A 22,900-nucleotide genomic window follows, 5' to 3' on the forward strand; every position below is an offset into this window, starting at 1 on the left:
ACGCCGTGGGACCGGAACAACTGCGCGACGAAGCGGGTGATCAGGTGGGTTCGGTGGACATGCTGTGGAGCGGCTGGGGCGATCCGGCCAAGGCGGCGCCACTGCCCGAGGAGGTGGTGGGTCTGCTGCGGGACCTGCTGGGCGTACGCCCGGCGGACGCCCCCGCGACGGACCTTGAGGCCATCGCGCCCGGCCCCTCGCGGCTGACCGGGGCGGCCCTGACCGCGCTCGCGGCGGCGGTCGGCGAGGAGCACGTGCACGCTGACGACGAGAGCCGGGTCCGCCACACCCGGGGCAAGTCCACCCCCGACTTGCTGCGCATCCGGGCCGGTGAGGTCACCGACGCACCGGACGCCGTGGCGCTGCCCGCGAGCCACGACGAGGTCCTGGCCGTCCTGGCGGCCTGCACCGAGCACCGCGTCGCCGTCGTCCCCTTCGGCGGCGGCACCTCGGTCGTCGGCGGACTGGCCCCCCAGTCCCCCGACGGCCACGCCGCCCGCCACGCCTTCGTCGCGCTCGACCTGCGCCGTATGAACCGCCTCGTCGCCCTCGACGAGGTCTCGCGCACCGCCACCCTGCAACCCGGTCTGCGCGGCCCCGAGGTGGAGGCGCTGCTCGCCGAACGGGGCTACACGCTGGGCCACTTCCCCCAGTCCTTCGAGTGGGCGACGGTCGGCGGCTTCGCGGCCGCCCGCTCCAGCGGCCAGGCCTCGGCGGGCTTCGGACGCTTCGACGACATGGTGACGGCCCTTCAGGTGGCCACCCCGCGCGGCACCCTGGACCTCGGCCGGGCCCCGCGCTCGGCGGCGGGACCGGATCTGCGCCAGCTCGTCCTCGGCTCCGAGGGGGCGTTCGGCGTCATCACCTCGGTCACCGTACGGATCCACCCCACGGCGGCGGCCAAGGTCTACGAAGGCTGGCGATTCCCGTCCTTCGCCCAGGGCCGGGCCGCCCTGCGCACCCTCGCCCAGGACGGGCCGATGCCCACCGTGCTGCGGCTGTCCGACGAGACCGAGACCATGATCGGCCTGGCCAAGCCGGACGCCATCGGCGGCGGCCTCTCCTCCGACGCGGGCTGTCTGGCGATCGTCGGGTACGAGGGCACCGCCGAGGAGGTCGCCCACCGCAGGGCGCGCGTGCACAGCGCCCTCAGCGAGGCGCAGGGCGAGCCGCTCGGCGAGGAGCCGGGCACCGGCTGGGCCCACGGCCGCTACAACGCGCCCTATCTGCGCGACGCGCTCCTGGACACCGGCGCCTTCGCCGAGACGCTGGAGACGGCGGCCTTCTGGTCCGACATCCCGGCGCTGTACGAGGCCGTGCGCACCGCCCTCACCCAGTCGCTCACCGACGCGGGCACCCCGCCGCTGGTGATGTGCCACGTCTCGCACGTCTACCCGGCGGGCGCCTCGCTCTACTTCACCGTGGTCAGCGCCCAGGGCAAGGAGCCGGTGGCGCACTGGGCCCCGGCCAAGCGGGCGGCGGGCGACGCCATCCTCGCCGCCGGCGGCACCATCAGCCACCACCACGGCGTCGGCACCGACCACCGCGACTGGTACGCGCGGGAGATCGGCCCGCTCGGCGTCGAGGTCCTGCACGCGGTCAAGGACCGGCTCGACCCGGCAGGCATCCTGAACCCCGGCATCCTGCTGCCGCCGCTGCCCGCCGTCTGAGGCGCAGCACCCTCCGTCCCCCGCCCGCAAGCACACCGTCGTCGCCCATCGGAGCGTAGCCATGCGACAGTTCACGGCCGTCGTCAACCCCACCGCGGGCGGGTCACAGGGCGCCGCCGCCCTGATCCCGCTGGCCCGGCTGCTGCGTGAAGGGGGTGCGGAGCTGGAGGTCGAGTACAGCCGCGGCCTCGATCACGCCCGGACCCTGGCCCGCCGGGCCGCCGAGCAGGGCCGTGTGGTGCTCGGGGTCGGCGGCGACGGCATGGCGGGGTGCGTGGCGGGCGCCCTGGCCGGCACCGACGCCCTGGTGGGCATCGTGCCGGCCGGGCGCGGCAACGACTTCGCCCGCGCGCTCGGGCTGCCCTCCGAGCCCGCCGCGCTGGCCGAGCTGCTGCTGCGCGGCGAGCCGAGGAAGGTCGACGCCATCGAGGTCGAGTCGGCCGTGCACGACAAGGTCGCCGTCCTCGGCAGCGTCTACGCCGGGGTCGACGCGGTGGCCAACCGCCACGCCAACGCCTCCCGGCTGCTGCGCGGCGCCGCCTCGTACTACATGGGCGGACTGCGCGCGGTGCTCGGCTGGCGCACCGCCCACTACCGCGTCACCATCGACGGCACGCTCCACGAGCGCAGCGGCTACACCGTCATCGCCGCCAACTCCGGCTTCTACGGGTTCGGACGGCACATCGCGCCGAACGCCGCCGTGGACGACGGCCTCCTCGACGTGGTCATCCTCAACGACTCCCCCCGCAGGCTGTTCTTCACCGTCATGCGGGAACTGGAGGACGGCAGCCACATCCGCCGCCCGCAGGTGGAGATCCTGCGCGGCCGCGAGGTGCGCATCGAGGCGGACCGCCCGCTGCCGTACGGGGCGGACGGAGAGGTCGAGGCCGTCCTGCCGGTCACCGCGCGCGTCCTGCCGGGAGCGCTCACGCTGCTCGCGTGACCGGCCTCCGGTGCCCCGTGCGCCCAGGGCGCCGGGGCGTACCGTCCGCGTTACGGGGAATCCGCTCGGCATGACCACTCAAGCCGAGCGGGCCCGGGTACGAACGGCCAGGCGGGTCATGGCCGTTCGGGTTCTGATCATGGTGGTGGCGATCGCGGCGCTGGTGGCGTTCTCCGTCGTACTCGCCGAGCTGACCCTCACCCCCTCGCCCGCGTCGCGGGACATCGCGGGGTCGAATCTGCGGCCGGGGCACTCGCTGCGCCAGTACGCCCACGACTACACCTTCCTCGCCGCCTGCCGACAGGTCGGCGGCAATCTGCTGCTGGGCGCGCCCTTCGGGCTGATCCTGCCGGTGCTGGTACGCCGACGGCTGCGGGCGGTGCGCGTCCTGCTGTACACGGTCGTCGTGATGGTCTTCATCGAGCTGACGCAGGGGGCGCTCGTCGAGGGCCGCGCGTTCGACGTGGACGACGTCATCCTCAACACCTCCGGTGCGCTCCTGGCCTATCTGCTGCTCGGCCGCCGCCTGGGACGCGGCTTCCACCACCTCGGGGAGCGGCGGCGTGAGAAGGGGACGAGCCGCCGGACGACCCGCCGGACGAGCCGTACGTGGCGCTTCGGCGAGCGGCGGGCCGCCGCGCGCCGCTGAGGGCGGCCGGCTCATACGGGGTGTGCGGGCCGGGCGCGGTCGGGCGAGGGCGATCCGTCCGTACGTCACCCGTTCCGCTGTTCCGTATGTCCGATGCGCGGCCCTGTCACTACGATCCGTTATGGGCTGGTTCGCCCCTCGGGAGCAGGCCGGCCCGGACGCGGACTCCCCGCCCTTACGGCCGGACCCGAAAGGCAGGCACCGCACCATGCTCAGCACCGACTTCGTCACCGGCGCACCCAACTGGCTCGACCTCGGCAGCCCCGACACGACGGCGTCGGCGGAGTTCTACAGCGGGGTCTTCGGCTGGGACTTCCAGTCCGCGGGCCCCGAGGCCGGCGGGTACGGCTTCTTCCAGAAGGACGGCAGGACGGTCGCCGCCCTGGGGCCACTCACCGAGGAGGGCGCGAGCCCGGCGTGGACGGTGTACTTCCAGACACCGGACGCGGACGCCACCGCCAAGGCGGTCGAGCAGGCGGGCGGGACCGTGCGGGCGGCGCCCTTCGACGTCATGGACGCGGGCCGGATGGCGTGTCTGACCGACCCGGGCGGCGCCGAGTTCTCGGTGTGGCAGCCCGCCGCCACCAAGGGCCTTGAGCAGACCTCCGAGGAGAACGCGCTGTGCTGGGCCGAGCTGCACGCCAAGGACGTACCGGCCGCGCTGTCCTTCTACCGCTCGCTGTTCGGCTGGCGCTCCCAGGAGATGGAGGCGCCCGGTATGACCTACACCGTGCTGTCCTCCGCCGAGGGCGACCAGCAGGACGCCTCGTTCGGCGGCCTCGCCCCCGCCCAGGAGGGCATGGAGCCGCGCTGGATCCCCTACTTCGCGGTGGCCGACGCGGACGCCACGGCCGGCCGGGCGACCGAGCACGGCGGAACGGTCCTCATGCCCCCGTCGGACGTGCCGGACGTCGGCCGGATCGCCTGGATCGCCGACCCCCACGGCGCCCCCTTCGCCCTCCTCAAGCCCGCACCGCAGCACAAGGGCTGACCCGGCGCCCGACCGGCGCTCACATGGGGTACGAGAGCAGCCTCACCGATCCCTCGGGCCAGGGCTCGTCGTCGTGCAGCGGGATCCACATGGTCCGCAGCGGCATGGTGACGGGCCCGGTGGGCTGCTCCACCTCGACGTCCCGGTCCAGGGTCCGCCAGCCGAGCCGCCGGTAGAGCGCGACGAGCGGCGGCCGGCAGAACAGGAACGCGTGCCCGGGCCCCCTGGTGCGCGCGTGGTCCACCGCCGCGCCCACGACCTGCCGCGCCAGGCCGTGCCCGCGCAGATCGGGAGCGACGGCCACCCCGCCGACACCCATCATCCGCGTTTCGACACCGCCGACCGCCATCCGCAGCGGCAGCAGCCCGGCGTGCGCCACCAGTCGGCCCTCGTGGCGGACGCCGAAGTGGTCCTCCTTGGGCAGCCAGGTCAGACCGGCGTCCGCGACACCGAACGGGTCGGCGCCGTCGCCCAGGATCTCGCTCTGGTCTGCCTTCGTGTATCCGGCCAGCCGCACCACCGTGGGCGGCGCCGAGAACAGTGGATCAGTCATCCTGTCATGATCCACTATGGGCCGACTCCTGGCCGGACCCGCCCCTGACGGGCTCGGCCACGACCGGCCCGGCCTGCTCGGGGCGGCGCGCACGGACGGGGGTGAACAGCGCCAGCACGGCGATGAGCAGACAGCACAGCCCGGCGACGAGACACACCGACTCCGTGCCGTAGCGCTGCGCGGCCCAGGTGAGGACGGCCGCGCCGATGGGGGCCGCCGAGTAGTGGATGGTCCAGAAGGCCGAGGTGACCCGGCCGAGCAGGTGGTCCGGAGTCACTTCCTGCCGCAGCGACATCGAGCAGGTCCCCGACACACTGACGCATCCCAGGAACGCGGCGGTCAGGGCCGCGATGCCCGCCACCGCGCCGACCGAGCCGATCGCCGCGAGGGCGAGCCCGCAGAGGGCGACACCGCTGATCCAGGTCGCGCCGAAGCCGAGCCGGTGGCGGATCGGGGCGACGAACAGCGCCCCCACGACCGTGCCCAGGGCGCCCACCGCGAAGACGGTGCCGACCGCGCCGTCGCCCTGGCCGAGGTCGTGTTTGAGGTGATAGATGATCAGGTCGTTGAGGCCGAGCGTCAGAAAGCTGAAGAACGACAGCAGAACGGTCAGGCTCCGCAGCACCGGATGCCGCCGCAGGAACGCCGCCCCGGCGGCCAGCTCCTTGCCCATCGACTCCCGCTGCGGGCCCCGCGCGTCCTCGCCACCGGACTCGGGACGGCCCTTGAACCGTACGAAGCTCAGACAGACGGCCGACACCCCGAAGCTCACCGCGTCCACGGCGACGGCCGCCGCCGGGCCCAGCCAGGCCGCCAGCACACCCGCGAGCAGCGGCCCGATGACCCCGGCCGCCGCGGCCGTGGCGTTCAGCCTTCCGTTGGCCTCCGTGATGCGGTCGCCCGGCACGAGCGCCCGTACGGCGGTGACATAGGTGACGGAGAACAGCATCCCGACGGCCTCGGCCAGCGGCAGGACCACGTACAGCAGCCAGATCTGCGGGCCGAACACCCACACCAGCGGTATCAGCGCGTACAGCACCAGCCGGGCCAGATCGCACCCGATCAGCAGCTTCCGGCGGTCCAGCCGGTCGACCACGACCCCGGCGAACACCCCCGCACCGACGGCGGCCGCGCCCGCGGCACCCGTCAGCAGACCCATCTGCGCCACCGACCCCGTAGCGTGCAGCACCAGCAGCGGCAGGGCGATCAGGGCGAACGAGTCACCGACGACGGAAAGGGTCTGCGCGGCCCAGAAGACGCCGAAGTCGCGGTCGCGCCACAGTGAGCGCGAGGGGCCGGACAGGGGCTCGTCACCGGTGAGTTCAGGCATCCGGGGAGGGTATTACGCGGGCGCACCGGAAGTCCCACGATTTTCCGTGGCCCCACCACGGTCCGGCCCGCCCGTCAGATCCAGTCGTGCCGCGCCGCGTGCAGCGCGAGCTGGAAGCGGGAGACGGAGCCCGCGAGCTGGTGGAGCTGTTCCAGGTTCCTGGACAGGGTCCGGCGGCTGATACCGAGCAGGTCCGCGATGTTGTCGTCGTTCACCCCGGTGGCGAGCAGCTCCAGGATGCGGCGCTGGACGGGGCGCAGCGCACGCGGCACCTGTCCGCTCAGATGCATCGGGTGGGCGGCGCGCCAGGCCGTCTCGAAGAGGCCCGTCAGGGCGGAGAGCAGGCTGGAGGGGCGTACCAGCAGCAGGGAGTCGTTCGACTCGGCCTCGACCGACGACATCGACACGATCGCCAACCGCCGGTCGAAGACGGTGAGTTTGACGGGCACGGTGGGGAGCACCCGGGCCTGCTCCCCCGCCGCGATGCACGGCTGGATGTTGCCGGTGTAGTACGAGGTGCTGCGCACCGCGGACGCGGAGTACACCACCCGGTACACCACACCCCGCGCCAGCTTCTCCACTTCGGTCGGGTTCGGGCCGCCCGCCGTGTGGTACGGCGGTGAGTCGAAGCGCAGGACCTCGCTCACGGCGGCGCCCTCCACCTGCCAGACGCGCTCGGCGACCTGGGGTCCGGAGACGACCTCCACCAGGTCGTCGGTGGGCTGCGAGTGCACCGAACGGCGGAACGCGCGAAAGGCGTTGAGCGCCGCCACATGCGCGTGGCGCAGCTCGGCCGAGCGGGCATGGGCGAGCTGGTCGAGCGCGATCGTCGGCTCGACCGGCGAGAGCACGTCCGAGTCGGCGTCGAGCAGGGCGACCAGGCCGAGGCCCGTGAGCCGGCGGGTGAGGTGCTCCGCCTCCTCGGGTCCCTGGCCGAGCCGCTCGGCCAGTTCGGCCACGGGCATGCGCCCGCATCTCAGCAGCGTGGTGTACACCGCGGCCTCACCGGGCCCAAGTCCCAGTCGGCGCAGCTCTGTTGGCAGGCCCGTGTCATCGATGGCGGACATCGTGCCATGCCGGCGCGCCCGCGCGGCACGGGATACGGAAGGTGGCGTTCGGGCCGGTTTGCCCCCACGGACCGGGTGCCCGTTCTCGCCATTGGCGACGACGGGACACCACCCGTCCGCCATCGGCAGTACACCAAACGGACACGGAAGGTCCGCCCCCCACCGCCTCCCCCTAGGAGCTGACGTGCACGCACGTGCCCGACTCTGCGCCGTGACCGCCCTGCTGGCCGCCGTTCCCGTACTGCCCGCGCAACTCGTGCACGCGGCGAACCGGCCACCGGCCGAGGAGAGTCCACCGGCCCGGGTCCGCCAGGTGCCGGACGCGATCGGCGGCCGGTACATCGTGGTCCTCAAGGACCAAGCGGTACACGCCGGTTCGCCCGCCGCGGCCGCCGGCCGTCTCGCCCGACTGCACGGCGGGACCGTGCGGCACACCTACGGCACCGTCCTCCACGGCTTCGCGGCGGACATGACCGCGGAGCAGGCCCGGGCCACGGCCGCGGACCCCGCAGTGGCGTACGTGGAGCAGGACGCCCGCCAGCACTTCTCGGCGACCCAGAGCAATCCGCCCTCCTGGGGCCTGGACCGCATCGACCAGCGGGCCCTGCCGCTGGACAAGAGCTATACGTACGCCACCACCGCGAGCAACGTCACCGTGTACCTCGTCGACAGCGGACTGCGCACCACCCACGCCCAGTTCCAGGGCCGGGCGAGCATCGGCGTGGACGAGGTGGGCGACGGACGCGGCGGCCAGGACTGCCTGGGCCACGGCACCCATGTGGCGGGCACGGTCGGCGGCAGGGACCACGGCGTGGCCAAGGGCGTCAAGCTGGTCGCCGTCCGCGTCACCGACTGCCACGACAGCGCCAGTACGTCGGCGATCATCGCGGCGGCGGACTGGATCACCGCGCACGCGGCCAAACCGGCCGTCGTCAATATGAGCATCAACAGCACCTCGGTGATCAGCAGCGAGGACGCGGCGATCAAGAAGTCCATCGCGGCCGGGATCACCTGGGTCGTCTCGTCGGGCAACAAGAACACCGACGCCTGCCACAACTCGCCGGGCGATATCGCCGAGGCCGTCGTCGTCAACAACGCGGACTCCTCCGACAAACGGCGCTCCGACTCCGACTACGGGCGCTGCACCGATCTGTTCGCCCCCGGAACCGGCATCACCTCGGCCTGGAACAGCGGCGACACCGCCACCAAGTCGCTCACCGGCACCTCGATGGCCGCGCCGCACGTCACCGGCGCGGCGGCCCTGTGGCTCTCCGCCCACCCCGACGCCCGGCCCGCCGACGTACAGCGGCGGCTGATCGACACCGCCACCCAGGGCGCGGTCTCCAACGCCGGCAGCGGCACCCCCAACCGACTGCTCTACACACCCGTACCTCCTCGAACTCCCCGAGCCCCGCCACCAGATGCGCCCGGTCCGCGGCGAGGCGGCACGCCGCCTCCTCCGCCTCCGCCAGCGCCCGGGGCGACACACACGCCTCCGCCGCCACCAGCGCGGGAGTGGAGACGGGCCACAGGGGCTGAGCGCGGGACAGCGCGTCCACCACCGACGGCTCGGCCAGTACGTAGCCGATCCGCAGGCCCGCCAGGCCCCATGTCTTGGTCAGGCTGCGCAGGACCACCAGGCCCGGCACGTCCGTACGCCCCGCCAGCGCCTCCCGCTCGCCCGGCACCGCGTCCATGAACGCCTCGTCCACGACCAGCGTCCGCCCGGGCCGGGCGAGCGCGGCCAGGACCCCGCCGGGGTGCAGCACCGACGTGGGGTTGGTGGGGTTGCCCACCACCACGAGGTCCGCCTCGGAGGGGACCGCCGCCGGATCGAGCCGGAACCCGTCCTCCGGGCGCAGCAGTACCCGCCGCACCGAGTGCCCCGCGTCCCGCAGCGCCGCCTCGGGCTCGGTGAACTGCGGGTGCACCACCACGGGGTGGCGGAACGGCAGCGCCCGCGCGAGCAGCACGAACGCCTCCGCCGCCCCCGCCGTGAGCAGCACCCGCTCCTCGGGCAGCCCGTGCCGCCCCGCGACCGCCGCCCGCGCCGCCCGCCCGTCGGGGTAGGCGGCGAGCCCGGTCAGGGACGCGGCTATCCGCTCCCGCAGCCAGTCCGGGGGAGTGCCCGCCCGTACGTTGACCGCGAGGTCGGTCAGACCCTCGCCGCCGTCACGGACCTCCGCGTCACCGTGGTGGCGCAGATCGTGCTCAGTGATGTGCGTGCGCATGGCTGCCATGGTGGTGATGATGGTGGCCGTCGTCGTCCGGGTGGAAGTGCGGCTGCTGGGGCAGTCCCACCTTGTCCTCGAATCCGGGCAGTGCGATCCGGTAGACGCAGGAGTCGCAGTTCATCCGCAGATCCCCCTTCACCGCCTCCTCGTACCGCTCCATGACCAGCGCGTGCAGCTCCTCGGCCGCGCCGATGACGTCGGCGGACCGGACGTCGAGGCCGGGGTGCGCCGCCGCCCACTCCTCGGTCTGCTGCCGCACCCGGTCCGGCAGGATGCCGGTGAACAGGAAGTACGGCAGGACCACGATCCGCCGCGCGCCCAGCTTCTCGCAGCGGTCCAGACCGGACGGCACGTCCGGCGCCGCGAGCGAGACGAACGCCGTCTCCACGCCCGCGTAACCGCGCCCCTCCCAGAACAGCCGGGCCGCCTTGTGCACCTCGGAGTTGGCGTCCGGGTCGGTCGAGCCCCGGCCGACGAGCAGGACCGTCACCTCGGAGCGGTCGAGGTCGCCGATGACCTCGTCGACCCGGCGCTCCAGGACCGCGAGCAGCGACGGGTGCGGGCCGAGCGGACGCCCGTAGGTGTACGAGATGCCCGGGTGGCGCTCCTTCTCGCGGGTGAGCGCGGCCGGGATGTCGCCCTTGGCGTGCCCGGCCGACACCAGCATCAGGGGCACCGCGGCGAACCGTTTCGCGCCCCGCTCCACCAGCGAGGTCACGGCCTCGCCCAGCGGCGGCGGCGACAGCTCGATGAAGCCGCCCGCCACGGGCAGTTCGGGGTTGCGGCGGCCGAGCTCCTCGACGAACGCGCGGAACGCCTCGGCCCCGGCGTCGTCCCGGGTGCCGTGCCCGGCGATGAGCAGTGCGGGCCTGGTCTGGGGGGTGGTCACTGGTTCTCCTTGGCGAGGGGGTGGTACAGAAGGGCGTTGAGCGCGGCGGACGCCACCGCCGAGCCGCCCTTCTCGGAAACGTTGCTGACGGCGGGCAGACCGCTCTCGCGCAGCGCCTGCTTGGACTCGACGGCTCCGACGAAGCCGACCGGAAGCCCGATCACCAGCGCGGGTGCGGTGTCGAGGGTGAGGAGCTCCTCAAGGGCGGTGGGCGCGTTGCCGATCACCCAGAGCGCGCCGGGGCCCACTTCCTCGTACGCGAGCCGGACGGCGTGGGCCGAACGCGTCAGGTCCGGGCCGGACTTGGCGTCCCTGAGGCGGCAGACGGTCTCGCGCCGGGTGATCCCGGCCGCGACCATCTCCACATCGGTGACGACCGGCGCCCCGGCGTGCAGCGCCGCGTGCGCCTTCGCCAGCGACTCCTCGTCCATGACGAGGTCCGCGGCGTAGCCGAGGTCGGCGGCGGAGTGGACGACCCGCTCCACCACGGCCCTGGTCAGCGGCGCGAAGTGGGTGGTGTCGAGGCGGGCGCGCATCCGCCGGTACGACTCCACCTCGATCGGGTGGACCGTACGCTCCCAGGGCCTGCTCACCGGGCCTCCTCGGCGGTACCGGTCTGCCACCGGTAGCCGCGCGGAGTCACCATGCGGCCGGCGATCTCACGGGTGGCCGTGTTGCCGACGGTCACCACCGTCATCATGTCCACGCTCGCCGGGTCCAGTGCGCCGAGCGTGGTCAGCCTGCTGCTCTCGTCGGGGCGGGAGGCGTTGCGCACCACGCCGACCGGGGTGTGCGGGGCGCGGTGCTCGGCGAGGATGCCGAGCGCCTTGGGCAGCTGCCAGTCGCGGCCCCGGCTGCGCGGGTTGTAGAAGGTGACCACGATGTCGGCTTCGGCGGCGGCCTGTACACGGCGCTCGATGACCTCCCACGGCGTGTGCAGGTCGGAGAGCGAGATGGAGACGTGGTCGTGCCCCAGCGGCGCACCCAGGATCGCGGCGGCGGCCAGCGCTGCCGTCACGCCCGGCACGCCCACCACCTCGATGTCGTCGGCGGCCTCGGCGAGCGCGGGCGACGCCATCGCGTACACCCCCGCGTCGCCCGAGCCGATCAGCGCGACCGCGTGGCCCGCGCGCGCCCGGGCGACGGCGGTACGGGCCCGCTCCTCCTCGGCACCGAGCCCCGACTCCAGGACCGTGGTGCCGGGCCGCAGCAGATCGCGGATCTGGTCCACGTACTGGTCGAGCCCGACGAGCACCGAGGCCCGGCGCAGCTCGTCCTTGGCGCGCGGGGTGAGCAGGTCCCGGGCGCCGGGCCCGAGCCCGACGACCGCGAGCCGTCCGCGCGGAGCGCGCCGCACCACGGCGCAGGTCGCCATCGCGGCCCGCCCCTCGGGGCTCGACTTCCGCTTCGGCACCAGCAGTTCGCCCCCGCCCGCGAGCGCGGCGGCCTCCGCGACGCTCGGCGTCCCGACGGCCTCCAGCGGCGCGTCCGACGGGTTCGGCACCTCGATCCCGGCGAGCTCCTGCGCGCTGTACGTGGTGAGCGGCACCCCGAGCCGGGCCGCGGCCTCCACGATCCCCGGCTCCTCGGACTTCGCGTCCACGGTGGCCAGCGCGGCCACGCTGAGCAGGCTGAGACCGGCGTCCGCGAGCGCGTCCCGGACGAGGCCGAGCACCTCCTCGACGGGCGCGCCCTTGGACGCGCCGACGCCCACGACCAGCGACTTCGGCCGCAGTACGGCTTCGTCCGGGCCGAGTTCGAGCAGCCGGTCGGTGAGGTGGAGGGCGGCGGGGCCCCCGGCGGCGGGGGTCACGTAACTGCGCGGCCAGCCCCCACCGGAGCCGCAGGTAAGGACCGGGCCCCGGGGCGAAGCCCCCGGCCGCCCGCCAGAGGGCTTAAGGGAACGGGCGGGGTGGGGGGCTAAGGCAGGACCCTGCACAGGGCGTCCAGTGCCCCCGCCCAGCCCCAGTCCGGCGGCGCCGCGTACCCGACCACCAGCGCATCCCGCTCCGAACGCGTCCCCGGGTGGCGGAAGGCCGAGAGGCCCTGGAGGGCCAGGCCCTGCCAGGCCGCGGCCTGGATGACCGCGCGCTCCGTACCGGGCGGGAGCTCCAGCACCGCATGGAGCCCCGCCGCGATCCCGCTCACCCGCACCTCCGGCGCCCGCGCCGCCAGCGCCGCCACCAGCTGGTCGCGCCGCCGCCGGTAGCGCAGGCGCATCCCGCGCACATGGCGGTCGTACGCGCCGGACGCGATGAACTCCGCAAGGGTCAGCTGGTCCAGCGCGCCGCACGACCAGTCGACGTCCCCCTTCGCCTCCGCCACCTCCCCCGCGAGCCGCTCGGGCAGCACCATCCAGGCCAGCCGCAGCCCGGGCGCCAGCGACTTGCTGGCCGTGCCGAGGTAGACGACGTGCTCGGGATCGAGGCCCTGGAGCGCGCCGACGGGCTGGCGGTCGTAGCGGAACTCGCCGTCGTAGTCGTCCTCCAGGATCAGCCCGTCCGTGGCCCGCGCCCAGTCGACGACGGCCGCGCGCCGGTCCGGCGGGAGCGCCACCCCGACCGGGAACTGGTGCGCGGGTGTCAGCAGCACCGCCCCCAGCCCCTTCGACTCCCCCAACTCGCCGGTGAGCGTGCCGTGTTCGTCGAACGGCAGCGCCGGGGTGCGCAGCCCGGCCCGCGTCAGCAGGTCCCGGTGGACGTCGAGCCCGTACGCCTCGACGCCGATCTCGCGGACCCGGCGCGCCCGCAGCACCCGCCCGAGCAGCATCAGACCGTGCACGAAGCCCGCGCAGACGACGATGCGCTCGGGGTCCGCGTGGACCCCGCGCGCCCGCGCCAGATAGTCGGCGAGGACCGTGCGCAGCTCGATGCGGCCGCGCGGGTCGCCGTAGCCGAAGGCCTCGTGGGGCGCGGCCGTCAGCGCCCGCCGGGAGGCCTTCAGCCACTCGGCACGGGGAAAGGACGCCAGGTCGGGGCTGCCCGCGATCAGGCTGTACGCGGGGGTGCGGCGCGCCGGGTGCCGGGGCCCGGACGGCTGCGGGCGGCGCGGCGCGGTCCGCTGGGCGACCCGGGTGCCGGAGCCCTGGCGGGCGGTGAGCCAGCCCTCGGCGACGAGTTCGGCGTACGCGTCGGCCACCGTGTTGCGCGCGACGCCCAGGTCCGCGGCGAGCGAGCGCGACGAGGGCAGCCGGGCGCCGGGGGCGAGCCGGCCGCTGCGGACGGCCTCGCGCAGCGCGTCCATGAGGCCGGCGCGCAGCCCGCCGGCGCCCACCTCCACATGGAGGTCGACACCGAAGACTTCGGCCAGAGTTCCGGAGGAAGTGGCCCAGGATTCCACCATGAAAATGGACCATACCCGTGTGACATGTGCCGCGTACCGTCACTTCCATGACGACGAACGGGAACACGGGGACCACGGTGACGCAGAACGACGAGAGCCCGGACGCCTCCTACGCGACGGAGCAGGCGCCCCGTCTGCACTGGGCCAAGGCGGCACCGGAGGTCTACAAGGCCATGGTCAAGCTGGAGGCGGCGGCCGGGCGCGGGGTGGACCCGGTGATCCACGAGCTGGTCAAGATCCGTGCCTCGCAGCTCAACCACTGTGCCTTCTGCCTCGACATGCACACCAAGGACGCGCTCGCGGCGGGCGAGTCGGTGGAGCGGATCGTGCAGCTCAGCGCCTGGGAGGAGTCCCAGCACTTCTACACGGCGAAGGAGCTGGCGGCGATCGAGCTGACCGAGGCGATCACCGTCCTCACCGACGGCTTCGTGCCGGACCATGTGTACGCGAAGGCGGCCGAGCAGTTCGACGCGACCGAGCTGGGCCATCTGATCGCCGCCATCACGGTGATCAACGCCTGGAACCGCTTCGGCGTCACCACCCGGATGGTCCCGGGCCACTACACCCCCGGGATGTACAAGTGACGGCGCGCGCCTGGCAGGTCCCGCAGGAGGTCTACCGGGCCCTGGCGGCGGTGAGCGCGGCCGCCAAGAAGGCGCTCGACCCGACCCTGACGGAGCTGGTCATGGTCCGCGCCTCGCAGCTCAACCACTGCGCGTTCTGCCTGGACATGCACCTCGACCTCGCGCGCGACCACGGCGAGACCGAGGGACGGCTCGATCTCGTCGCGGCCTGGCACGAAGCGGGCGACCGCTTCAGCGAGCGCGAGCGTGCGGCCCTCGCACTCACCGAAGGCATAACGGTCCTGACCGACGGGTTCGTTCCCGACGAGCTGTTCGCGCTGGCGGCGAAGCACTTCGACGAGACCGAACTGGCCCATCTCATCGCCGCGATCACCGCCATCAACAGCTGGAACCGGCTGATGGTGGCCCGCCGTACCGCACCCGGAGAGACCGAATGGCACAGCTGACCCCCGTCGCCGCCTTCCGCGCCCTGCACCACGGGCGCGGACCGGGCGACCCCCTGATCCTGCCCGGTCCGTGGGACGCGGCCAGTGCACGGGTCTACGAGGAGGCGGGCTTCCCGGCGCTCGCCACGCCGAGCGCCGGGGTCGCCGCCTCGCTCGGCTACGCGGACGGCGAGACGCCCGGGGACGAGATGTTCGCGGCGGTCGCCCGGATCGTCCGGGCCGTCTCCGTGCCCGTCTCGGCGGACGTCGAGGGCGGCTACGGCCTCGCCCCCAAGGAGCTGGTGGCCCGGCTGCTCGACACCGGCGCGGTCGGCTGCAACCTGGAGGACTCGGCCGACGGCGCCCTCAAGGACCCGGCGCGCCACGCCGACTGGCTGGCGGAGGTGCGCGCGGAGGCCGGGGACCGACTGTTCATCAACGCGCGCGTGGACACGTACATCGAGGGCGTGACCGACCTGGACGCGACGATCGCGCGGGCGCGCGCGTACGTGGCGGCGGGCGCCGACTGCGTCTACCCGTACGGGGCTCCCGCCGAGCACCTGCCGAAGATCGCCGCCGCCGTACCGGCCCCGGTCAACCAGGTCGCGCTCGCGGACGGCCCGACCCCGCGCCGCCTCGGCGAACTCGGCGCGGCCCGCGTCACGTTCGGCCCGCTCCTCCAGCGCCGCGCGATGAAGGCGGTACGGGAGGCCGCGGAGCAGCTGCGCACCGGCTGAGAGCCTGTCTTTGAGGGCGTGCGGGGCCGGGCCCGAGGCCGCCGGCCCCGCACTCACTCCGGCACGAACGTGCCGAGCACCCTGTTCAGGACCCCGAGTTGAGCCGGCCAGTCCTCGTCCGGGCCGTACACCAGCACCGTGTACGGCACCCCGTTCCCGGCGACGAAGGAGCGGGCGATGCCCTGGATGCGATCGGTCTGGACGCTGCGGTTGTACGCGTAGACCAGCTCGGCCGCGTCCGTGGCGGTCACCTCGGTCATCCGGCGCAGCGAGATCTCCTGGTACCCGCGGTGGAGGGAGAGGTTGTCCGAGGTGATGCGCAGCGCCTCGTACGGGGTGATGCCCGGTTCCGTCAGCCGGAACATCTGGAGCAGATAGCGCTGGTCGGGCGAGCGGTAGAGGGCGCTGCTGCGCTCCTCGGTGCGGGTCCAGGTGGCCGGTACGGCCACGCTCCAGCCGAGCGGGTCCTCCACCCGGCGGAAGCCGTCCGGCACCGGGGGGCCGGTGTCGGGCGTGGCGGTGTCGGTGGGCTCCCGCGTCGGCGTGGCGGTCGACTCGTCGGTGGACGTGGCCGTGGGCGAGTCCGTCGGCGTCCCGGTGGGGTCGGTCCCCTCGACCGACGCCGAGGACGAGGCGGCCGCCACTCCCCCGCTCCCGGAGCCGCCGTCCCGGCCCCACAGCAGCCAGCCACCGGCCGCGCCGCCCGCGAGGACGGCGGCGGCGACCGCGGCGACGACCGCCCGCTGCCTGCGCCGCCCCGCGTCCACCGGCGCGTACGGGGGCGGGTGCGCCGGGTCGCGCGGCAGCTCGTACGCCCCCTGGGTCTCCGCCTCGTGGTACGCGCCCGGCGCCGGCCCGGCCTGCGGGCCCCCTTGCCCCGATCACCTACGCTTTCATCGGTATTGCCCCCATCGGCGGAGGGGCCGATCAGGCGGCGTCGGCCAGGGTGCCCGGGACGATCGCGGCCGGGCCGAAGCGGGCGCGGGCGCGGTCGGCGACCGCCTCGATGCGGCGGGCCCGGTCGTCCGTGGGGTCGAACGTCAGCTGCCGGGAGGCCAGTCGGGCGGGCGTCAGTCCCTCGGCCCGCAGGGAGACGCCCCGGACGCGGGCTCGCTGGAGGCCGAGCGACTCATGGATCGCGTACGCCAGCGCGGTCAGCGCCGGGGAGTGGGCCGTGGGCTCGCGCAGGGTGCGGCCACGGGTGGTGGTGGACCGGTCGGCGTACCGGACGGTGAGCGTCAGGGAGCGGCACACCTGCTCCGTGCCGCGCAGCCGGGCGCCCAGCTCCTCCGCGAGGGAGAGCAGCGCACGGCGCCGGCGGTCGGGGTCCAACTCGTCGTGGGGGAAGGAGCGTTCGGCACCGAGGGAGCGGGCCGCCGCGTTCGGCACGACGGGTGTGCGGTCGATGCCCAGGGCCCGTTCATGGAGCTCGCGCCCGGTCCGCGCGCCGACGATCCGCTGCAAGGTGGCGAGCGGGGCGGCGGCGACCCGGCCGACCGAGTCGAGCCCGTACGAGCAGAGGGTACGGGCGGTCGCGGAGCCGACGCCGTCCAGCGCGGCGACGGGCTTGCCGGCCAGGAACTCCCTCACCTCGTCCGGGGGCAGCACCAGGGTCGTGCCCGGCCGGGCGCCCCGGGCGGCCATCCGGGCCAGCATCGGGTTGGGCCCGGCCCCGATGGCGCAGTCCACTCCGCAGTGGGCGAGCGCCCTGACCCGGATGACGGAGGCGAGCTGGGCCGCGTTCCACCCGAAGTACCGTTCGGCGCCCCGGACATCGACGAGCGCGGCGTCCGGCGGGAGCGCCTGCACGACCGGGGTGAGACCGCCGAGCACCGCGAGCAGCGCGGGGAGCACGGCCTCGCACCCGCCGCCCGCACCCGCGTTCCCACCGGCAGCGCATCCCCCGCCCTCAGGAGGCACATGGAACCGGACACAGAGGATCATCCCGCGCCTCATCCCGCGCCTCATCCCGCGCTCCCCGGGCTCTGGTGCCACAGCTTCCGGCCGGTGGCGGCCCGTTCGCCGGGGGGCTGGAGGTCGGCCCAGGGGTTCAGCTGATACCCCGTGGACAGTTCGATACGGCGTCCGCCGCCGGGCTCCTCCCCGGGCACCCCTTCGCCCTCGCCCGCACCCTTGCCCCTGTCCTTGTCCTTGTCCTTGTCCTTGTCCTTGTCCCTGCCGTCGCCGCCGCCCTCGCCGCCGGGCGTCGCCAGACGGGCCGAGACCGCGTCCAGGCCGCCCTCGCGGCGCAGTTCCACCAGTTCGGCCAGGTTCCAGGCCGCCGCGCCCACCACGCTCAGGCTGCGTGGGCCGCGCCGTTGCACCACCCCTCGTACCAGCAGCAGCCAGGAATGGAAGACCGTGTGAGCGCAGGCGGCGTGGCTGTCGCCGAAGAAGGCGAGGTCGACCAGGCCCGTTCCATCGTCCAGCGTGGTGAAGATGACCCGCTGACCGGACCGGACGGGCGGGGTCTGGGTGGCCGCCTTGGCGCCCGCGACCAGGACGGTCTCCCCGTGCCCGGCGTCCCGCAGCCGCTTGGCCGAGACCACTCCCAGCTCCTTCAGGAACGTCTCGTGATCCACCATCAGATGGCGGGACGTGTCCATGCCGAGGATGCCCAGCTCGGCGCTGAGCCGCTCCGCCTCGTCGAGGTCGGGCAGTCCGGCGCGGGCCGTCCGCCGCCCGTCGCCGAGCGGGAGCTGGCCGCCACCGGACCCGGCCGCGCGCCGGGCGCGGTGGAGTTCGGCGAGGTGCAGCAGCAGGTCGCGCCGGTTGCCGCCGAACGCGTCGAGCGCGCCGACCTGGGCGAGCCGTTCGGCCACGGGGCGGCTCGGCCTGGCCCGCCGCCAGAAGTCGAGCAGCGAGGAGTAGGGCTGCCCCTGTGCGATCCGGGCGGTCTCGGCCTCGCTGATCCCCTGGACGTCCGCGAGCGCCAGACGGAGCCCCCAGATCCGGGAATTGGATACCAGTTCGATTCGATGGACGGCCGACGACCGGTTCACGTCCACCGGCAGGATCGGCACCCCGCGCCGCCGCGCGTCCGCGAGCAGCAGCCGCTTGGGGTACATCCCGGGGTCGTGGGTGAGCAGCCCGGCGTAGAAGGCGGCCGGGTGGTGGGCCTTGAGCCAGGCCGACTGGTAGGTCGGCACGGCGAACGCGACGGCGTGCGCCTTGCAGAAGCCGTACGAGCCGAAGGCCTTGATGATCTCCCAGGTTCGGTCGATCACTTCGGGTGTGTACGAGCGCCCGGCCGCGCACGCGGCGAACCAGACGCGGATCTTCTCCTGCGACTCGGGGTCGGAGAGCGCACGCCGCGCCTGGTCGGCCTTGGCCCGGTCGCAGCCGGTCATCACGGACACCATCTCGATGAGCTGCTCGTGGAAGACGACGACGCCGTAGGTCTCCCCCAGGACGCCCGCCAGGTCCTCGTGCGGATGGCGCACCGGGGCCCGCCCGTGGCGCGCCTCGATGAACGGCCGGACCATGTCGGCGGCGACCGGCCCCGGCCGGAAGAGCGAGATGTCCACGACCAGGTCGTGGAAGGTCGAGGGCTGGAGCCGCCCGATCAGATCGCGCTGGCCCGTTCATTAGTCAAGTCATGTGTCGGGTTTCTATGTGTCGGCTTCCCTGCTGGCCCCGGGCCCTCTTGAACCGTCCCCGATACCTCGTCAAATGGAGCGGTAGCCGGGCGGCCGCCGACGGATACCGATGAGAGCCTCACGCACCTGGTCCACCAGGGCAGAATCCGGATCGCGCCTATCTACCAGGTCGTTGTACAGGCTGCCCAACTCCCGGGCTGCGTCCGCGAAGCGGTGCACGTCGCGGAGCAACAGGCCGACGTACAGACGTACCTCCAAGACCACAGTGTTCGTGGGCGCCCGGTGAGCGCGCAACTGGGTCAGTTCACGCTGGAGGTCATCCAGTGCGCGCTGGTGCTGGCCGAGTCCGATACGACAGCGGGCGGCCTGAATGCGGCAGGCGCGGGCGTCGTCCGCCGCCTGTGCGCCGAGGAGCCCGAGTTCGGCGGCCAAGGCGTCATAGGCTGGCAGTGCCGAACTCAGTTTGCCCGCCTCAAACAGGGCCTGGGCGGCTGCTAGGCGGTCGGCCCGTCCCTCCGCGCTGACCTGCGTGTGGCGCTGCTGAGGACCGGTTGTCGACGTGGCGGCCGACAAGCGTAGTGCGTCGCCAGGTATCGGCACCGGGGGCAGCGTCAAGGTCGGCAGGTCGGGGAAGAACAGGTAGCCGGGATGCTGGTGTGGCAGGTGGCCCAGGAGCTCGTCGATCACGTGGCGAGCACTGTTGGGGCGATCGTCGGCGCGCTTGGCCAGCAGGTCCAGAACGAGCCGTTCCAGTCGCGGGTCAACGTCCCTGCGGGCGCTGCGCAACGGTGAGGGGGGCTGGAGCACGTGCGCGCACATCAGGTTGACGATGTTGTCCCCGTCGAACAGCCGCTCACCTGCCAGAAGCTCGTACAGGACCACGCCCAGGGCGTAGAGGTCGGTCTGTGGCGTGATATGACCCGCATCGAACTGTTCGGGGGCCATGTAGTGCGGGCTGCCGATGATCTGTTGGGGTTTCGTCAGGCGGGTGGGCGCATCCGCTCCCAGGGCCATGGCGATGCCAAAGTCGAGAACCTTCACAGTGCCGTCGACCGCGATCATGATATTGGCTGGCTTGATGTCGCGGTGGATCACGTGGACTTCGTGGGCGTGGTGCAGGGCGGCGCATACGTGCAAGGCCAGACATACGGCCCACACTGGAGGCACGCTCCCAGAAGCGTCGATCACCCGCTTCAGGGAGACGCCCTGTACGAGTTCCATGACCATGAACATGCGATCTGCGGTGCCGTCAAGGAAGGCGTCGTGCACCTGGGGGATGCCCGGGTGGTGCAGCTGCGCGGTCACGCGCACCTCCCGTTGGAAGCGTTCCACGAAGGCGGCAGCGTCATGGTGGGCGGCGAGGTCATCCAGGATGAGTTTGACGGCGACATCGCGGCCCAAGAGCAGATCGTAGGCGCGCCAGACCTGCCCCATGCCGCCTTCGTCGAGCGATTCGCGCAGCGCGTAGCGCTTGGCGATGATCCGTGGCTCAGGCACCGTTCGTGCCGTCCTCCCGCCTCACGTCCCCACCGCTCTCGCCCGGGTACGACTCAGCCGTCTGGGTCTCGTGCCACAGTTCCTGCGCAAGGTCGCTCAGTGTGGGGCCGCCGGGCATAGCCCAGCGCGTGCTGCCCTGGACCGCGAGCGGGGCGTCGTCCCAGCCAGCCTGCCGCCACATGTGCACGATCAGACCGGCAAGGGAGTAGCGGCCTCCGTCCGCCGCCCACAGCAGCGGCTTGGCCGTGTCGTTGGTCCATGTCGCCATGAACCGGTTCGGGTCGGCATTCAGCCACTCCCCGATCGCCTCGTCCTCCCGGGGGCCGGGGTGGTACATGAGCTGGGTGCCCTCTGGCAGCCGGCGCTGATCGACCAGGAGCCGCACGGGGTTGGGACGCCGCCCGCGGCGCGACTCGGGGGGACGCTGATAGACGGCGAGCTCGGGGTCGTGCCCCGGTCGTTCGAACGACTCCAGGACGGCTGCCGCCAGGTCCCGGCAAACGGCCGCCTGTGAGAACGTGCGCGAGACGAAGCTGTGCGGCCCGTACAGCAGATCGACTTCGGCGATGAGGTGGGCCAGGGCCTGAGCAGTGAGTTTCACGGCAGCGTCCAGCATGGGCTGCCAGTCCGCATCAAGGTCGTCGATAGCCTCAATGTCCGTGCGCTGGAACACCAGATGAGCCACCAGGAGGGCACCGCTCTCCGCGATTGCGGCAGCCCGGCCGGGCAAGGTCGCGGCCAGGTCGTGGACGGTCTGCTGCACGGTGCGTAGCAGCTGCACCGAGCGCCAGATCTGCACGGCGGAGGGCGGCTCGGCAAACAGCTGCGTATAGCCGCCCTCCGGGGCAGACTGCCACAGGAAGTCGGTGGAGGCACGAGTCCCTGCAACCATCCGTGCGTCGGAGTGAGCGCAGGCCAGGGCGGTGGCTGCTTCCAATACGGTGCAGCCCGCGTCGGGCGCGGGCTCAAGTTCACCGCGCTTGACGATGTAGTCCTTCTCAAGGGTGAGCCGGAAGTCGTCGCGGATGTAGGCCTGCACCGGATCCAGTGCGATGAAGTCGCGTTGCTCCACATGGTTTTGGGTGTTGGTGGCCACCGTGACAGAGCTGGCAAACCCGGGCGGGGTCTGTCCGACGGTGATGATCCTTACCATGACCTTCACCTCGGCGAGCGCCTGCGGATCGTCCGCGAAAGCGCGGTACAGCGATGCCACAGTCTGTGCACCATTAACGATCTGCGCGTCGGTCAGGGTGAGGCGCACCGGCGCGCCCTGGGCGCGGCGACCGAAGTACTCGGCGGTGGCCGACTCGCACAGCACCGTGATCCCGTTGTTGAAGTACCAGAATTTCTCGGGGTTTTTGGCCAGGCTGTCGTCCAGCGTGGCGTTGACCGATGTGTGCCCCAGCGAGCGGCGTACGTTGACGTTAAATAGTTCTCCGCCGTGCCGCTCGTACCAGTGGGCGATCTCGTCGGCGGTGACCGTGCCGACATGGGCGGGATACGGCAGATCCTGCCCGTACCAGCCGTCGACGAAGGTGGCCGTCACGGTCACTGGCTGTGGCGCCAGGTCCTGGCGGATCGCCGCGACCAGATCGCTGCTCGCGAGCACCGTCAGATTGGTGCGGGTGTCCAAGTCGGGAGACTCGCGGTGGATCAGCTGCAGGGCGCTCGTCGCCGGTGCCGCCGGCCCCATGACGGCAGCAACGAGGTGGACCTGGGGCATGGGCTGGGCAAGCACACGGTGGATTCGATCCGCGAAGCCCTGGAATCGGGCGTTGAAGCGGTCGAAGTCCAGGTTGTCCAGCATCCGGAAGGCGTTGAGGAGCTTAGAGGCGTCGGCGGACGTGAACCGGGCAGCGCCCTGGTCACTCCACTTGGCCTGGATCAACCACAACTCACCTGTAGCCTGCGACACGGCCACGGCATCGATGCCGAAGTCATCAGCTCCGTCGGTGACAGCGGCGGCCGCCTCCTGCGAGGTGCAGTCTGTCGCGATCCGTACTGCCTTCGCCGCGAGGGCACGGGAGAAGAACAGGGTCTCGCGGTTGCGGGCGAACTCGCTCTCCCCCAGGTCGATCAGCCCGTCGAACTCACTCGCGAGAGCCTGCCGGACCTGCCGCACCTGCAGGGGCGTAGCCGCCTCTGGGTTACTCCCTGCCGTCACGCCCCGTCTCCGTCCGTTTGCGACCAGCACTATACGAACGAGGACGCGCCCAGCTCCACGAGGGTTCCCAGAGGCTCGGCGCGCCCAGAACGGGCCAGTTCCAGAAATGTAGTGCCACCTACGGCGACCAGCACAGGGCCTGGCTACAAGTCGCTCTTAGGCAGATCCGTCACGAATAGAACACACCATTAGCAACTATGCAACAGGCTCCCTTAATGCCCAACGC

18 protein-coding genes and 3 pseudogenes are annotated in these 22,900 nt (G+C 72.8%); 8 read left to right on the forward strand and 13 right to left on the reverse strand.

Annotated elements, in window-relative coordinates; translation table 11 throughout:
* Window positions 1–53 precede the first annotated feature (53 nt).
* From A8W25_RS05070 to A8W25_RS05085, 4 genes are all read left to right on the forward strand, one after another.
* Window positions 54–1,670, forward strand: coding sequence for an FAD-binding oxidoreductase (locus A8W25_RS05070; RefSeq protein ID WP_067156727.1), 1,617 nt, complete (start codon window positions 54–56; stop codon window positions 1,668–1,670).
* A 61-nt stretch (window positions 1,671–1,731) separates the two neighbouring features.
* A complete protein-coding gene (locus A8W25_RS05075; protein ID WP_067156329.1) occupies window positions 1,732–2,613 on the forward strand; it encodes a diacylglycerol/lipid kinase family protein in 882 nt (293 codons plus the stop codon).
* A gap of 118 nt (window positions 2,614–2,731) precedes the next feature.
* Complete coding sequence (locus A8W25_RS05080) at window positions 2,732–3,262, forward strand: VanZ family protein (protein WP_067156332.1); 531 nt, start codon at window positions 2,732–2,734, stop codon at window positions 3,260–3,262.
* Window positions 3,263–3,470: 208 nt separating this feature from the next.
* On the forward strand, window positions 3,471–4,253 hold the full coding sequence (locus A8W25_RS05085; RefSeq protein ID WP_067156335.1) for a VOC family protein: 783 nt from the start codon (window positions 3,471–3,473) through the stop codon (window positions 4,251–4,253).
* A 19-nt stretch (window positions 4,254–4,272) separates the two neighbouring features.
* On the opposite strand, the gene A8W25_RS05090 is transcribed toward A8W25_RS05085, so the two are convergent.
* The 3 genes from A8W25_RS05090 to A8W25_RS05100 form a co-directional block, all read right to left on the reverse strand.
* Window positions 4,273–4,806: a GNAT family N-acetyltransferase gene (locus A8W25_RS05090; RefSeq protein ID WP_067156338.1), complete on the reverse strand. Its 534-nt coding sequence runs from the start codon at window positions 4,804–4,806 to the stop codon at window positions 4,273–4,275.
* Window positions 4,807–4,810: 4 nt separating this feature from the next.
* The gene (locus A8W25_RS05095) at window positions 4,811–6,136 is read right to left on the reverse strand and encodes an MFS transporter (protein WP_067156341.1); all 1,326 of its coding nucleotides are present in this window, start codon (window positions 6,134–6,136) and stop codon (window positions 4,811–4,813) included.
* A gap of 74 nt (window positions 6,137–6,210) precedes the next feature.
* Entirely contained in the window at window positions 6,211–7,203 is a 993-nt protein-coding gene (locus A8W25_RS05100) for a helix-turn-helix transcriptional regulator (protein WP_067156344.1), read from the reverse strand.
* Between A8W25_RS05100 and A8W25_RS33815 the strand changes: the two are divergent.
* A pseudogene (locus tag A8W25_RS33815) lies at window positions 7,193–8,482 on the forward strand (S8 family peptidase); the annotation flags it as partial. The gene A8W25_RS05100 and the pseudogene A8W25_RS33815 overlap by 11 nt on opposite strands.
* Here the strand turns inward: A8W25_RS33815 and cobC are convergent.
* From cobC to A8W25_RS05135, 5 genes and pseudogenes are all read right to left on the reverse strand, one after another.
* Window positions 8,448–9,434 carry an Rv2231c family pyridoxal phosphate-dependent protein CobC gene (gene cobC, locus A8W25_RS34715; protein WP_234386250.1) on the reverse strand — a complete coding sequence of 329 codons (987 nt, stop codon included), beginning with the start codon at window positions 9,432–9,434 and terminating at the stop codon, window positions 8,448–8,450. The pseudogene A8W25_RS33815 and the gene cobC overlap by 35 nt on opposite strands.
* Complete coding sequence (locus A8W25_RS05120) at window positions 9,415–10,326, reverse strand: sirohydrochlorin chelatase (RefSeq protein ID WP_067156354.1); 912 nt, start codon at window positions 10,324–10,326, stop codon at window positions 9,415–9,417. The genes cobC and A8W25_RS05120 overlap by 20 nt, the downstream gene beginning before the upstream one ends.
* Window positions 10,323–10,919 (reverse strand): precorrin-8X methylmutase, encoded by a 597-nt coding sequence (locus A8W25_RS05125; protein WP_079125805.1) that lies wholly within the window; start codon window positions 10,917–10,919, stop codon window positions 10,323–10,325. The genes A8W25_RS05120 and A8W25_RS05125 overlap by 4 nt, the downstream gene beginning before the upstream one ends.
* Window positions 10,916–12,106: pseudogene (cobJ, locus tag A8W25_RS05130) on the reverse strand (precorrin-3B C(17)-methyltransferase); the annotation flags it as partial. The gene A8W25_RS05125 and the pseudogene cobJ, both read right to left, overlap by 4 nt.
* 140 nt (window positions 12,107–12,246) lie before the next feature.
* On the reverse strand, window positions 12,247–13,668 hold the full coding sequence (locus A8W25_RS05135) for a PLP-dependent aminotransferase family protein (protein WP_067156357.1): 1,422 nt from the start codon (window positions 13,666–13,668) through the stop codon (window positions 12,247–12,249).
* 47 nt (window positions 13,669–13,715) lie between these two features.
* Between A8W25_RS05135 and A8W25_RS05140 the strand changes: the two genes are divergently transcribed.
* From A8W25_RS05140 to A8W25_RS05150, 3 genes are read left to right on the forward strand one after another with little or no spacing between them, the layout of a single operon-like run.
* Entirely contained in the window at window positions 13,716–14,252 is a 537-nt protein-coding gene (locus A8W25_RS05140) for a carboxymuconolactone decarboxylase family protein (protein WP_079125830.1), read from the forward strand.
* Entirely contained in the window at window positions 14,249–14,698 is a 450-nt protein-coding gene (locus A8W25_RS05145) for a carboxymuconolactone decarboxylase family protein (protein WP_067156360.1), read from the forward strand. Before A8W25_RS05140 ends, A8W25_RS05145 begins: the two co-directional genes overlap by 4 nt.
* A complete protein-coding gene (locus A8W25_RS05150; protein ID WP_067156734.1) occupies window positions 14,695–15,414 on the forward strand; it encodes an isocitrate lyase/PEP mutase family protein in 720 nt (239 codons plus the stop codon). The genes A8W25_RS05145 and A8W25_RS05150 overlap by 4 nt, the downstream gene beginning before the upstream one ends.
* 53 nt (window positions 15,415–15,467) lie before the next feature.
* Here the strand turns inward: A8W25_RS05150 and A8W25_RS05155 are convergent, their stop codons facing one another.
* From A8W25_RS05155 to A8W25_RS05175, 5 genes and pseudogenes are all read right to left on the reverse strand, one after another.
* On the reverse strand, window positions 15,468–16,181 hold the full coding sequence (locus tag A8W25_RS05155; protein ID WP_067156363.1) for a hypothetical protein: 714 nt from the start codon (window positions 16,179–16,181) through the stop codon (window positions 15,468–15,470).
* A gap of 160 nt (window positions 16,182–16,341) precedes the next feature.
* A complete protein-coding gene (locus tag A8W25_RS05160; RefSeq protein WP_079125806.1) occupies window positions 16,342–17,358 on the reverse strand; it encodes a DNA polymerase Y family protein in 1,017 nt (338 codons plus the stop codon).
* 20 nt (window positions 17,359–17,378) lie between these two features.
* Window positions 17,379–18,995 (reverse strand): annotated as a pseudogene (locus tag A8W25_RS05165) (OB-fold nucleic acid binding domain-containing protein); the annotation flags it as partial.
* Window positions 18,996–19,082: 87 nt separating this feature from the next.
* The gene (locus tag A8W25_RS05170; RefSeq protein WP_067156365.1) at window positions 19,083–20,510 is read right to left on the reverse strand and encodes a serine/threonine-protein kinase; all 1,428 of its coding nucleotides are present in this window, start codon (window positions 20,508–20,510) and stop codon (window positions 19,083–19,085) included.
* Complete coding sequence (locus A8W25_RS05175; protein ID WP_158942387.1) at window positions 20,503–22,632, reverse strand: AIPR family protein; 2,130 nt, start codon at window positions 22,630–22,632, stop codon at window positions 20,503–20,505. The genes A8W25_RS05170 and A8W25_RS05175 overlap by 8 nt, the downstream gene beginning before the upstream one ends.
* Window positions 22,633–22,900 lie beyond the last annotated feature (268 nt).

The sequence above is a fragment of the Streptomyces sp. ERV7 genome, assembly GCF_001653515.1.
In the GTDB taxonomy this organism is placed as follows: domain Bacteria; phylum Actinomycetota; class Actinomycetes; order Streptomycetales; family Streptomycetaceae; genus Streptomyces.